Annotated in this window: 11 protein-coding genes and 2 pseudogenes; 5 read left to right on the top strand and 8 right to left on the bottom strand. The window is 65.6% G+C overall.

All coding sequences use genetic code 11. From position 1 onward, the window contains the following. From ACIPJI_RS19020 to ACIPJI_RS19005, 4 genes and pseudogenes are all read left to right on the top strand, one after another. Window positions 1-398 (top strand): hypothetical protein (locus ACIPJI_RS19020; protein WP_402247457.1); only part of this gene is annotated, 398 nt, incomplete at its 5' end. Window positions 399-640: 242 nt separating this feature from the next. Beyond that, window positions 641-847: pseudogene (locus ACIPJI_RS19015) on the top strand (Uma2 family endonuclease); the annotation flags it as partial. Window positions 848-1,086: 239 nt separating this feature from the next. Continuing rightward, a complete protein-coding gene (locus ACIPJI_RS19010) occupies window positions 1,087-1,647 on the top strand; it encodes an SUKH-4 family immunity protein (RefSeq protein WP_356621464.1) in 561 nt (186 codons plus the stop codon). A 78-nt stretch (window positions 1,648-1,725) separates the two neighbouring features. Continuing rightward, window positions 1,726-2,496, top strand: coding sequence for a transposase (locus tag ACIPJI_RS19005; protein ID WP_402247455.1), 771 nt, complete (start codon window positions 1,726-1,728; stop codon window positions 2,494-2,496). A 57-nt stretch (window positions 2,497-2,553) separates the two neighbouring features. Here the strand turns inward: ACIPJI_RS19005 and ACIPJI_RS19000 are convergent, their stop codons facing one another. The 7 genes from ACIPJI_RS19000 to ACIPJI_RS18970 all read right to left on the bottom strand — a co-directional run bounded on the left by ACIPJI_RS19000 (window position 2,554) and on the right by ACIPJI_RS18970 (window position 9,999). Beyond that, on the bottom strand, window positions 2,554-3,654 hold the full coding sequence (locus tag ACIPJI_RS19000; RefSeq protein ID WP_356621463.1) for a hypothetical protein: 1,101 nt from the start codon (window positions 3,652-3,654) through the stop codon (window positions 2,554-2,556). A gap of 749 nt (window positions 3,655-4,403) precedes the next feature. Beyond that, window positions 4,404-5,864 (bottom strand): hypothetical protein, encoded by a 1,461-nt coding sequence (locus ACIPJI_RS18995; RefSeq protein WP_402247453.1) that lies wholly within the window; start codon window positions 5,862-5,864, stop codon window positions 4,404-4,406. A 78-nt stretch (window positions 5,865-5,942) separates the two neighbouring features. Further along, the gene (locus ACIPJI_RS18990; RefSeq protein WP_402247451.1) at window positions 5,943-6,629 is read right to left on the bottom strand and encodes a peptidoglycan DD-metalloendopeptidase family protein; all 687 of its coding nucleotides are present in this window, start codon (window positions 6,627-6,629) and stop codon (window positions 5,943-5,945) included. Window positions 6,630-6,639: 10 nt separating this feature from the next. Continuing rightward, window positions 6,640-7,359 (bottom strand): peptidoglycan-binding protein, encoded by a 720-nt coding sequence (locus ACIPJI_RS18985; protein ID WP_402247450.1) that lies wholly within the window; start codon window positions 7,357-7,359, stop codon window positions 6,640-6,642. 100 nt (window positions 7,360-7,459) lie between these two features. Beyond that, the gene (locus ACIPJI_RS18980; RefSeq protein WP_356621459.1) at window positions 7,460-8,149 is read right to left on the bottom strand and encodes a hypothetical protein; all 690 of its coding nucleotides are present in this window, start codon (window positions 8,147-8,149) and stop codon (window positions 7,460-7,462) included. Window positions 8,150-8,295: 146 nt separating this feature from the next. Beyond that, on the bottom strand, window positions 8,296-9,042 hold the full coding sequence (locus tag ACIPJI_RS18975) for a BTAD domain-containing putative transcriptional regulator (RefSeq protein WP_356621458.1): 747 nt from the start codon (window positions 9,040-9,042) through the stop codon (window positions 8,296-8,298). A gap of 9 nt (window positions 9,043-9,051) precedes the next feature. Further along, window positions 9,052-9,999 (bottom strand): hypothetical protein, encoded by a 948-nt coding sequence (locus ACIPJI_RS18970; protein WP_402247448.1) that lies wholly within the window; start codon window positions 9,997-9,999, stop codon window positions 9,052-9,054. Window positions 10,000-10,359: 360 nt separating this feature from the next. Here ACIPJI_RS18970 and ACIPJI_RS18965 point away from each other — a divergent pair, with 360 nt between their 5' ends. Continuing rightward, entirely contained in the window at window positions 10,360-11,235 is an 876-nt protein-coding gene (locus tag ACIPJI_RS18965; RefSeq protein WP_402247447.1) for a peptidoglycan-binding protein, read from the top strand. Between the two features lie 94 nt (window positions 11,236-11,329). Here ACIPJI_RS18965 and ACIPJI_RS18960 read toward each other — a convergent pair. Further along, window positions 11,330-11,932 (bottom strand): annotated as a pseudogene (locus ACIPJI_RS18960) (N-acetylmuramoyl-L-alanine amidase); the annotation flags it as partial. Window positions 11,933-12,426 lie beyond the last annotated feature (494 nt).

Genomic DNA, 12,426 nt, shown 5'->3' with positions numbered 1-12,426 from the left:
CCGACATGTGGCAGCACATCGGTGGCGCCGGAGCCTCCTTCGCCGTCGCCCCCGACACCGTCTACGCACTGACCCCGAAGCGGGACGCCGTGTACCGCTACGACGGCACGGGAACCTCCTGGACCATGATCGGCGGCGCCGCGGGCCAGATCTACGCCGGGGAGTGGGGACGAGGGCTCGTCGCCACGAAGCTGGACTCCGGCTCCCTGAGGAGCTACCTCGGCACTCCCGGCAGCTGGAAAATCACCGGAACGGCGGGCGCATCCTTCGCCGTCGCCACCGACTCCGTCTACCGGCTGTACCCGAACAGCTACGCCGTCTACCGCTACACCGGCACGGGAATCACCTGGACCAAGATCGGCGACGCCGCACACTCCATCGTCGCCGGCGACATATAGCCACGCCTTGGCCTGCGACGCCTCGGCACACGGCCGCCCCACTGCGACCGGATCACAAAACGGCGCGACCGCAGTTCAGAGGTGTGGCCGCTGTGCCCACCAGGCCCGATCGTGGCCTTGCTGCTCGGATGCCGCCCGACGGGGAGGGGACCTTGAGCGAGATCAGCCTGCCGGACGGAGGGCAGACAGTACGCCGAGCCCTGTGGGATCGGGTCCGCAGCACAGCGTCCGGGAGGTGCTTCATGACGGCCGAGATGGTGGCCCCGGCGTGGATGCATGAGCAGATCTCGGCGGAGGAGTACGAGTCCTGGTCCGAGGCGCAGTGCGCGGGCATCGAGATCGTGGACGGGATGGTCGTCGTGAGTCCGAGTGCGTCCAAGCGGCACAACCGGCTGGCCCGGATTCTGGCGAACGCCCTGGATGCCGCCGCAGGCCCGAAGTGGAACGCCTTGATGTAACTCTCGTGCCCGAGGCGTGCCCGATCAGCCGGTGACGGGCAGGGAACCACGGGGAAGTGCAGGGTCACCGACACACATGCCCAGGTCGGCCCATCCGCAGCTCAGCGGCCAGCCGCATACGGCGTCTTCCGAACAGGTGCTCTAAGGGCTGTCCCGCAAGTGCGGCCGTGCCGTGACCTGAGACCGGCTCGATAGGGTCAGGGCCACAGCCGACGGAAGAGGATCCTTCGATGGCGACGTACGACCAGCTGACCGAGTGGGCCGGTCTGGGGCATGTCACGCGAGCCGGACGGGACGCTGTGGCCGGCTGGCGGATCCCGGGCTTCATGAAGGCACAGCTCGTCGAGGTGGGCATCCCGGTAGCTCCGCGCCTCATCGAACGAGTCGTGATGCAGAGCAACGCGCAGCCAGCCCTGCTCACGTCCCGGGGCCCGCTCTACCGTCTCACCGAGCAGGCGGACCCCGATGATCAGGCCGAGCGATCATCGTTCGGCGTCGAGCCGGAGACCGGGGCGGTCTACTTCGTCATGCCGGATGGGGAGGCATGGTTCGCCAACTCGGGTGTCGGCGTGTGGCTCAACGTCCTTCATTGTTACGGCAGTCGAGTCAAAGCCTCAGAGCTTCTCAGTGAGCCGGACGGTCCCGAGGAGTACCTCTCTGAAGAGGAGGAAGAGCGGGCCTTCGCGGAGCTGAACCGGCTGGCCGAGGAGCTGAAGGAGATCGACCCGGCGGCCTTCAACGGCTACGAGGGGTTTCTCTGGCCAGGGCTCCTGGACCGCTGGCTCTACTGACCTCGGCCCGGCAGAGTCACGGGCCGTATGCCTCCGGGCGGGCAGGGATGTCAGGCCAGTCACTGAGATGATCTTCTTGTGAGGGCTGTGATCACGGCGTCGGAGCCGTCATGGATAACGCCGTACTCCGGGCTGAGTCCGAAGCAGTTCGGGAAACTGATCACCATGCTGCGGCGCGGAGGCCCGCCCGTGGTTTGCAGGGGCCGTCCGTGGAGTCTTCCGCTGGAGGACCGGGTGTTGCTGGTCGCCGCGTACTGGCGGACGAACCTGACCTTGCGGCAGCCGGCTCCCCTGTTCGGGATCTCGAAGTCGGCCGCAGGACGGATCGTGAGCCAGCTCGGGCCCTTGCTCGCGCTGCGGCCGCGGAGCCGCTTCCCCAGAGACACGGTGCTGATCGTGGACGGCACCCTGGTGCCGACACGGGACCACAGCGTGGCGGAGCAGTCCAAGAACTACCGCTACTCGACCAATCACCAGGTCGTCATCGATGCCGACTCACGCCTTGTCGTCTCGGTCGGCCGGCCCGTGCCCGGCAACCGTAACGACTGCAAGGCATGGGCACTATCCGGAGCCAAGAGCTCGGTCGGCAACACCACCGTGATCGCCGACGGTGGCTACCGCGGCACCGGTCTGATCATCCCGCACCGCCGAGAACCCGGCCAGACCGAGCTGCCGGGCTGGAAGGAAGCCCACAACACCTCCCACCGCAAAGTCCGCGCCCGTGTCGAGCACACCTTCGCCCGCATGAAGACCTGGAAGATCCTCCGCGACTGCCGCCTGAAAGGCGACGGCGTCCACCATGCCATGCTCGGCATCGCCCGCCTCCACAACCTCGGCTTGACCGGATAGTGGATCTATGCCGACGGCTGATGAGAAGCACGCCCGAGATCACTCGCGGGACAGCCCTTAGCCGTCCTTCTTCTCCTTGTGGGCCTTCTCGACCCAGGTTCCCGCCGCGATCCCTGCCTGTTCGAGATGCCAAGCGGCCTGCAGGCAATGGAGCCCGGGAGCGCCGATCTCCCCGAACAGGTCGCGTGCCGGTACGAGTTCGGCAAGTCGAGTGGTGAGCTTCCCCACTTCGAACGGTGCATCGGCGTGATCTCCGTTCCGCAGTTTCGCGAGGACAACGAGGGAGTCGTCGCCCTTTTCCTGTGCTTTCCAGAAGTCCTGAACCCCTTGGATTTCCCATTTCGAGGGAAGGAGAGTCTTCAGACTCAACCCGAGAGCACGATCGGAGACGTTGGCGAATATGGCATTGGTGCACACGGCGGCAGCCTCGCCGAGCGGTACGTTCGGCACACCGCGAGCGGAAGCGGCCTCCTCCTTCCGCTTCTTCACCTCGGCGGACTGCTTACGGAAGACCTCCTCGGCCTTCGCCCCGCCCTCCTGTGATCCCTCCGGATCACCCAGCTTCGGCAGCGACGAAGCGGCTTGACCTGTGGCCTTCGCGAGCTTGAGCCGTTGCGCCGGAGGGGTCTTCGGATCGCTGGCCATTTCGGCCGCTCCGGCCACCACCGCTGCCGGCCCCTTCAGCCGGTTCAGTTCCGGGACGGAACCCGCTGATCGGCCGGACACACCGGCGCCTGCCTGAGACAGTGCGGCGGTCAGCGGGTTCATGATCAGGATCAGCTCCCGCCGGAGTTCGGGGAGCGTTTCAGGGTCACAGATCATGTCCAGAGTCGAGGTCGCTTGCTGCACCGTCGAGATGGTGTCGGCACGTAGCTCGGGCGGCACCCGCGGATCGAGGCCGCCCTCCACCGCGGAGGCCACCTGCCGCACCATCACAGTCAGCTGCTCCCGCAGCTCAGCGGGTGTCTCAGGGTTGCTGATCACTGCCAGCGCGGAGGTCACCTGCTGTGCGATGTCGGTGACCTCTTCGCGCTCCTGCGGTGACGTCTTCGGGTCCTGAACCGCCTTGAGCGTGGCGGTCAGCTGCTCCACGGCCGACGCGAGTTCGGCAGGGGCGTCCTCTCCAGCCTCCGCCAGGTTCGCCGTTGCCGTTTCCATCTCCTCGTTCTGCTGAGCCAGCTGTCCGGAGACCGACCGGTCCGACTTTCCGCCTTCTGGTGACTCGTCAGGATCCGGTGTCTCTCCCGGTGTGGTCGTCTCGCCCGGTGGTGCGGGAGGCTCGTCCGGTGGTGCGGGAGGCTCGTCCGGTGGTGCGGGAGGGTCGTCCGGTGGTGCGGGAGGGTCGTCCGGTGGTGCGGGAGGCTCGTCCGGTGGTGCGGGAGGGTCGTCCGGTGGTGCGGGAGGGTCGTCCGGTGGTGCGGGAGGCTCGTCCGGCATCGGGGGAGGAGGCGTTGTCTGAACGGGTGCCGCCGCCGTGCTTCCGCCGCCGATGTGAGGCGCTGCCGCAGCACTCGCCATTCCGGCCGGAAGTGCGAGCGATGCGGCCAAGGCGGATGCTCCGGCCATGCGACAGAGGTTGCGCCGGGCGACTCTGGCCATGATTCTTTCCAGATGCGCTTCTCGGTTGTGTCGGCTTGTCCGTTGCGGACCGGTCCTTGAGAGCGAGAGCAGCTCCCGCAGGACATCTACGGCTCAACAGTGCATAAGCGATCTGATTTCCACTCTTTACCCGTTTGGCGCATCCTGCAACGCGGCCCGTGGCGAACCGGATCAATCCCGGGACGCCGCACAGCCGCGGGAGTTGCCGGTATGCCGTGACTGCTTGAACGGGAAATGTGTGAGTAGTGAAAAGTGTCGTGATCAATCGGTCGGGCGACGCCCGGCGCGGTCCCGCTTACGGCGGCAGACTAGTTGCCGTTCACTCTCAGTAGCTGTGCGAAGGGGATCGCCGCCATGGCTTTGGTGAGAGCAACGCCGTACCTTTTCCTTTCGCGCTCATCCTCTTCCTTCGCCTCCTTCCTGAAATGAAGGGCTTCTCGGGGTTTGTATGACAGAATATATGATTGGATTTCGGCGCTGGATCCGGTCCAGCCGTAGTAGGAGACCACGTATCGAGGCTGGCGAGTCACATTGATCATGTTGTTGTTGTGGAGGACCCTGCCGCGGTTGATGATGTGGTCGTAGCATTCAATGGGAGGGCAGTAGAACTGCTTGTCTTTCGGACGCCAGGAGTAATGCGGGACTGCGAATTCATCATCGATCCTCCCGCGATCCTTCCGCATGATGGTCATGGTCAAGTCGGCCTCGATCACGTCGTAGGTGGCGGACCTAGGCAGTTGAACCACTCGTTCTTTCACGTATTGCTCGCCGGGCTCGAGCCAGTTGCCTGGTCCGTAGAATCGTGCGGCGCTGATCGTCTCCCGGGTGGGAGACTTTTCGTAGCGCCCTACTCTTGATCCGTCCGTTTTGGCATCCAGCAACTTTCTCCACTCAAGGAGACCGCTCCCGTCACTCGCGTGTTTCGCGGAGGATCCGTAGATCCCGTAACCATCGCTCGTAATGTAAGCCGGCACCTTACCGGAATTCCTGGCCCGGAAGGTCACGGGGAGGTGGATGACCGGCCGATTCGCATCCGCTTGTGGTGTCCCGAATTTTACTTCAAGGTCGAACAGGATCGGAGCTGACGTCGGTTGATAGAGCGCAGAATATGCCAGGTTGATGGCGGCCAGAAGTGTCGTTGCTGTCACTCCTGCCGCAAATTGTTTGGGGTAGGGAATTCCTTTCCATGCCCTTTCCCTGAGAAGTAGCTGGAGTGCCCAGAGGGACCAGCCCGTGAGCGGAAGGTACGTCAGCACATAGGGCGTGTATTCTCTCTCCTCGAGCCACATGAACAGCAGCAGGCCGTTGGTGACCAGTGCGATGAACGCGCCGAGCAGGATCACTGCTCCGGAAAATTTCAGCCGGCGCTTTCCCCAGTAATCGAGCACCGCCAGTGCCGCCACGCCCTGCACCGCCCCCGCGAAGGCGAAGAGCAACCCGGTGACGCGCCCCGCGAAGGTCAGGGCCCCGATGGCGTCAGGCATCCCCACGACGATGAGCAGGACCATGGAGCCCAGCAGACCCGCCATCATGAGCGCGATGGTCGCGCGCCTCCGCCCGGTGCTGGCAGGCCATGTCCCGCTGTCTCCGCCGAGCCAGATTATGAGGGACCGGTCTTCGACATCCACGTCCTCCTGATGACCGAGGCGACGGAGAAGTTTTCGTAACCCCTGCAGTGACCAGGCGCTGCCTACCGTCTTGCCGCCCATGGTGACCTCGCGCAGGCCGCGGCCGTCCGGTGGCTGCACCACCACCTTGGGTTTGTTCATGGGGCCACGATCAGATCCGACCCCGGTGGGTGCAAACCAGGTTGGACCGTCCAGCGCAGCACGAGGCCGCCGGGCGCGTCAGTAGCTGGGCTTGGCGACTTGGCCGTAGGCCCATTCACGGCCCTTCGACATTTCGAAGTGCAGATGCGGTCCCGTGGAGTTTCCTGTATTTCCCACCTTTCCGATCTGCTGGCCGGCGGCGACCTTCTGGCCGGGCTTCACCTGCCGCTGTGAGAGGTGGCAGTAGGTGTAGACATGACCGTTGTCCCCACGCAGTCCGATCCACTGGCCGTACGCGCCCCCCTCGCCGTTGGACCAGGCGATGGTGCCGGTGCGTACGGCGACCACCGGGGTGCCCGACTTGGCGGCGAAGTCCTGGCCGGTGTGCCGGCCGACGCCGTCCGGCTTCCAGGCGTACGGGCCGCGTGAGAAGAATTCGAACGTGACCTTGTGACCCGGCACAGGTGACTTCACGCGTCCCTTGCCCGACCCGCCGCCGCCGGCGGGTCGGGCACCTTTGCAGTCGACGGTGAAGCGGGCGTGACGGCCCAGTGTGGTGAGGGACTTGCAGCCGGGCACACCGTCGGCGTCCGCTCCTTTGAAGCCCTGGGCGATCTGTTCGGCACGGTAGGCGGCCTTGGTCTGTTCGCCGAAGAGCCCGGTGGCTCCGTCCGGGATCTTGCGGCCCCGGGCGATCAGGGCCTTCTGCACCGTGCGGACATCCGCGTTCTTCTTGCCGAACTGGACGTTGGAGAGTGCGACCATGGCGGTCTCCTTAGTATCCGCGGGCAGGCCGGTTCGGGTCCGCCTGCTGTACACGGGCTGCGAAGTTCGAGCCCGACTGGTTCACGTGATAGCGGTCGCGCACGTAGTTGATCGTCGCGCACATGGCCGCGACCACGTCGTAGGGTGTGGTGGCCGTGCCCTCCTGGTGGTACGCGGCGAATGTCGGTGGGATGCACTGCGTCGCGCCGCGGGAGCAGTGCTGGGGGTGGCCGTCCGACGCGAGTCGGCCCCGCGCGTTGACGTCCGTCACGTTGACCCGGAACTTCGGGTGGTTGTGGACGGACTCGCGCCGAGTGATCGTGGTCAACGCCGGGACGCCGTACCGCGGATCCATGCCCGTCAGTTCGCACGCCTTCTTGGCGTAGCGCCGCATGGCAGCCTCCCCGTCGTCGTCGTCAGGGTCGTGGTAGGTCACTTGGCTGAGGCTGATCCCGCCGTTGCCGGCGGTGGGTCGCGCACCTTGACAGTCGACGGTGAAGCCGGCGTGACGGCCGAGTGCGGTGAGGGACGTGCAGCCGGGTATACCGTCGGCGTCCGTCCCCTTGAAGCCCTGGGCGATCTGTTCGGCACGGTAGGCGGCCTTGGTCTGTTCGCCGAAGAGCCCGGTGGCTCCGTCAGGGATCTTGTGGCCTCGGGCAATCAGGGCCTTCTGTACGATCCGCACGTCCTCGTTCTTCAGGCCGAAGCGAACGCTGGACAGGGCGACCATGGCTGCTCCCCTCCTCTCGTCGGTCCCAGGGGGCCGCACGGTGAGCGGGTGCGTGTGTGTCGTGGAGGGACGGGCCGTCGGGACACGATCCGCCGCCGACTCAGCATTCACCGATGTCCGGAAGCCAGGCGTCCGGGTGGTCGATGAAGATGTTGGAGAGGTAACCGCCGAGCGCGGGGACGAAGGACCAGGCGTTGTTGGTGTGGCCCGAGGCGTTGACCGTGTCGCCCTGCGTCTGGCACTGCACCAGCACGCGCGTAGGCCCGGACAGCACAGTGACGACGGGTGCCCCGAGACGGGGCTCCGCCCGTACGTTGACGCCGGTCCCCCAGGTGACGAAGTTGCCGACCACGCCGTCGCCGCCCCCGTCGACCGGTGCCTCCCCCAGGATGGGCAGGCTCCAGTTCTGGGCGTCGTCGCAGAGCGGATCTGCCACCACCGAGAGATGGAAGTGCTTGTCGTGCGGGTTGGCACCGTCGTACGGCCCCCACTGCCAGCTCCGGTTGGTGGCGATCCGGCTGTTGGCGATCACGTACTTGATCCTCGGGTCGCGGGTTTCGAGCAGTTGGTCGGCCACCTGCTGGATGTCGAGACCGTGAGCGGGATCATGGGTGAAGTCGCGGGCGGTGACGATACCGGGCCCGTACCAGGGGTTGTGGTCACTGGCGCTGCCACGCACCCAGTGGGCCTCGTCTCCTATGCCCCCGTCGGAGGCGATGCTGCGTCCGGGGAAGCGGGCGTCGAGCTGCCGCCGAAGGGTTTCCAGGCTGTTCGCGACGCGCCACGACATGGCGGCCTCCTCGTCGATGTCGGCCCGGCGCCCGGTCGTCCACCAGGTGCGGCAGGACGATCGATGCCGGCGCCCCTTCGCATCCCACGCTACGGACGTGCCGTCAGCCCGGCGTCAACGGCGTCGTCCGCCCGGGAGACCACGGCTCACGGCCGGTCACGAAGGGCCCGGCCCTGCCGGTGCACAGGAAGCATCCGGGTGAACTGGGGGGACGGCTCCACCCCCAGTTCCTCGTTCAACAACTGGCGGAACGACTGGTAGTGGTGGACCGCTTCGCTGAGGTTGCCCTCCGCGAGGTGCACCGCGACGAGGACCCGATGGCCGCTCTCCCGCAGTGGTTCCGTCCGCACACTCGCCCACGCCGCTTCCAGCGCCAGCGCAGGCCTTCCTTGCCTGACGAGTGTCTCGGCCAGCGTGTCGAGCGCGTGCAACCGCAATTGACGCAGGCGTTCGCGTTCCAACAGCACCCAGTCCTCGTCCCAGCCGGGCAGGAGATCCTCTCCTCCGAGCAGCCCCAACGGCAGGTGCCCAGGGAGCGGTGAGCCGTAGCCCTGTACGACGCCGAGTGCCGTCTCGGTGAATGTGTGAACGTCCACCTGCATTGTTTCCGCGGCCACCAGCCAGTCCCCGCAGCACTGGATCAGGGGTCGATCACCGCGCGGCAGCTTCCACAGAGTCGTACGCAGACTGCCTCGGGCATGCTCTTCGGTGACCTCGGGCCACAACATGCCGGCCAGTACCGTGCGCGACACGCGTCCCCGCAGTCCTACGAATGCCAGCAGGCGCTGGGCGTTCCGGCACAGTTCCACGGGCTCGGCACCGATTTCCAGTCGGAATTGGCCGAGCAGCCACAATCGAGGGGGCGGAGATGCCAGTTTGATCGCCTCGCTCAACGGTTGCCCCTATCTACTGGCCGGCCCTTGGGCTCGCGCGCGTTTCTCCTCTTTATCCTTTTCGGCATCTCCGACATTACTGCCCGGCGCCTTGACGTTGTCGATCAGATGCTGGCCCTGCCGGTCGACGGCGCGAGTGACGGACTCTTGCAGGACTCCGAAGGCGAAGGCCCACGCACACACCTGCGTCGACGTATCGAGATTGGTCAGGCCGGGAAGGAACTCGCCACTCATCAGGAGTATCCCCGCCACTGCCGTCAGCGCCCCGACGGGGAGCCGGAGGATTATCAGTCCTGTTGCCACGTGGTAGGGCCCAGAAGTACCCCTGACTCCCTTCAGCGACACAGCCCCCGCTACGGCCGCCGCAAACAGTCCGATGAATTCAAGAAAGAAGATGCTCGCCGCCTTCGGTGCCTCTCCCAAAGGGCAGACCCGCCTCGTGCTCTCTCCATCCTGCGTCCTCTCCGTGTTGGTGAAGCACACTCGCTCGGCAACATCCGGGGCGAAGGCCCCCCATATGCCCAGCGAGACGGCTATCAGCCAGAGAGCTCCTGCGGCCATGACGACGATCTGGGTAAAGCTCCGGACTCGTGCTCTTTCTGCTTCTTCCGCCTGGTAGGCGGCGTGCAGCGTGAGGGCCGTCAACTCCCTGTCCTTCGAGCCCAGTGGTTTTTGTTGCCGGCTGAAGCCGAGTACTCTTTGCTGAGGGCTGTGCAGTGCGGCGCTGAGCTGCTGCAAGAGTACGTCGTCATGCATGAGGTGCAGCTTGGCGTGCGAGAGGGCATACAGGCCTTTCTCGTGAAGCTCGCCTTCCGGGGCTATCCTCAGCAGAGCCACTTCCGCTTCGTGCACATTCGCCAGGGCCCTGTCCGCCGATGCTCCCAATAGGCGTTGCCACCAGGAACAGTCCCGCAATGTGTTCCGAGCGGCATCAAGGTGGGCATTCGCTGTGGCCACGGTCCTGGCGTCCTCGGGAGATACCTGACCCCCGGATTTCCGTCGCTCTTCGAACTTGTTCAGCTGCCCTTGGAGATGCGCCACGTGAGCATTTGCGCGCTGATACCAGGAGGATCCCTTGACCGTAACGTCAGGGTCTGTGTCACCTCTGCCACCCATCATGGGTCCGTCCTCCTTGGCAGATACCTCAACTTCAGTGAACTCCTACGTGGTTTGGTGAGCAACCCAGGTCGCGGACCGTGCGGTGCGGCACCGTTCGACCGGGCATGAGGTGCGATCAGGGGCCGAGTTGCAAGCAGACCGGGACGGACAGACGCTGAGAACCGATTTCCCGGCTCCGCGTACAGAGAGGCAGGCGCCATGCATCAGATCGTTCGCGACCATTGGATCGCATTCAACAATCCCCTCGAGGGCCGAGTCGACTTCATGTACCTCGACCAAAAGGGATGGGTGAGCACCGGTATCGGCAACAAGATCGATCAGACCGCCGCAGCCAACTCTCCCCCGAATCAGGCAGAGCGGTCCGCCTCCCTGGCCCTGGCCAACGAGCTGCGATGGCTGGACAGCAGCGGTGCCCCGGCGTCGGCGGACCTCGTCGCCGCGGACTGGGACAAGGTGAAGGCGCATCTCGATCTCGCCCCGCAGGGACACAGAGCCTTCAAGCCCCCGTTCACCTCGTTGCATTTGGAGGACGACGAGATCGACCGCCATGTGTTCGCCAAGCTGGAGCAGATGGAGTCCTTCCTCACGCAGCGCCCCGAGTTCGCCGACTTCGCCTCCTGGCCGGCCAATGCGCAGCTCGCGACCATGAGCATGTGCTGGGCGTTGGGACCGGCGTTCAGGTTCCCCAAGCTCCAGGGCCACGTAGCGGCGCGGAACTGGAACGGTGCGGCCGACGAATGCCACTTCACCCCGGACGAGGGAACCATCAAGATCCGGAACAAACTCGACCGGGCTCACTTCCTGCTGGCCCGGACCGTCGAGGACCAGGGCCTTCCTGCCGATCGTCTGGCACTCGACCTGTCGGACGTGTTCGGCGTACAGGGGGCTTTGCTCGTCCTCGGATACGACCCAGGGCCCCAGGACGGCGCGGACGGGCCCCGCACTCAGGGTGCGGTCCACAAGTTCCAGGGTGACACCGGACTCGTCCAGAACGGATCCTCCAGCGACCCGGCCACCCTCGCTGCGCTGAGCACCCGGCTCTCCGAGTCGGGCTTCACTGTGCTGGGTGTCTGACCGGCGAAGTCCGTGAGCGCGGGGGTCGGCCCGAAGTCCGGGTGCGACCCCCCAGTTCACCGGAAGTCCTGGTACGCCACCGAGTTCACCGGGTGCCGGCTGCTGCGACGCCCAGGCGGTCGGCGATCCGCCGACGCACTGCCGCCATCTCGATCCCTCGCGGATCGACCTTGCCCGGCTGCCATTCCAGATGGCCTATCACGCTGCGCTCGCTCCAGCCGTACGCCCGGCAAATGGCGGCGGCCGCCTTCTCGATCGCCTCCACCTGCGCCTGCGGCCACGGGTCCCGGCCGTCCCCGAGGTTCACGCACTCGAAGCCGTAGAAGTGAGCGTTCCCGTCGGCCTGGGCCTGGTTGTCCGGAGGCAGCGCGACTTCGTCGATCACCGCCCGCAGGACGTCAGGATCACCCTTCCCGGCGTGGTTGGCACGGCCGTTGCCGACCATGTGGACGGTGCCGTCCTTCGCGATGACTCCGTGGCACAGCGGGCCGGGCAGCGAGGAGTGCCCGTTGTAGCACAGCTCCACGCTGCTCTCGGTGCCGGAGGTGACCGTGTGGTGGATCATTACCCCGTGCAGAGGGCCCCAGGCGCCCTTGTGGTTGCGGTTGTGTGTTCGCCATGACCGGTGTTCGACGACGGTGAGACCTTCGGCCCGCAGCGCGGCAAGCAACCGGTCCGGTGAGAGTGGAGTGGCCATGATTCTCCTCGCGAGAACTCGAACCGGCTCCTGCTTCGAGTCCGAGGAGCCGTGAAGTCCCGACGTGTATGACGGCCGAGTGATGGCCGGGGGCCGCGGGATTCCGAACGGCGCGACCGGTCACCTTCGGTAGGGTGACGAACTCCGTGGTGTCGTCAGACATCTGAAGTCGTGCAGACCAGCTCAATTCCCACTGTAGACCGGCCGTAGACCTCTCTCCAGAGGATCGACCACATCCAGTCGCTCTCCATCCGGTCCGCTCCGTTGAATGCGAAGCCATTCATGCGCGGTTCGTTGAATGCGACCCCATAATCGCGGCGCTCAACACACAACTCCGGTAGTCGGCCTCGTTGATCGCGCCTAAACTGAAGGCCATATCGCCGTCCCCGGGCAAGCCCTAGGAGGGACAAGAACGGCAGGTGCTGAGCCTCGCCGTGCGTATCCAGGGATCGGCGTCGACGGTTCACGGATCAACCGTGTCGTCCAAGATCCGT

Source organism: Streptomyces sp. NPDC086835 (genome assembly GCF_044745705.1).
In the GTDB taxonomy this organism is placed as follows: Bacteria; Actinomycetota; Actinomycetes; order Streptomycetales; family Streptomycetaceae; genus Streptomyces.
The sequence above is the reverse complement of the archived record's forward strand: the minus strand, read 5'-3'. Positions and strand labels throughout refer to the sequence as shown.

Bases quoted from the DNA above. Each gene is read 5' to 3' on its own strand.
- ACIPJI_RS19010 (WP_356621464.1), top strand. From the start codon at position 1,087: ATGGCGACGTACGACCAGCTGACCGAGTGGGCCGGTCTGGGGCATGTC.
- ACIPJI_RS18985 (WP_402247450.1), bottom strand. From the start codon at position 7,359: ATGGTCGCCCTGTCCAGCGTTCGCTTCGGCCTGAAGAACGAGGACGTG.
- ACIPJI_RS18980 (WP_356621459.1), bottom strand. From the start codon at position 8,149: ATGTCGTGGCGCGTCGCGAACAGCCTGGAAACCCTTCGGCGGCAGCTC.
- ACIPJI_RS19000 (WP_356621463.1), bottom strand. From the start codon at position 3,654: ATGGAAACGGCAACGGCGAACCTGGCGGAGGCTGGAGAGGACGCCCCT.
- ACIPJI_RS18995 (WP_402247453.1), bottom strand. From the start codon at position 5,864: ATGAACAAACCCAAGGTGGTGGTGCAGCCACCGGACGGCCGCGGCCTG.
- ACIPJI_RS18965 (WP_402247447.1), top strand. From the start codon at position 10,360: ATGCATCAGATCGTTCGCGACCATTGGATCGCATTCAACAATCCCCTC.
- ACIPJI_RS18990 (WP_402247451.1), bottom strand. From the start codon at position 6,629: ATGGTCGCACTCTCCAACGTCCAGTTCGGCAAGAAGAACGCGGATGTC.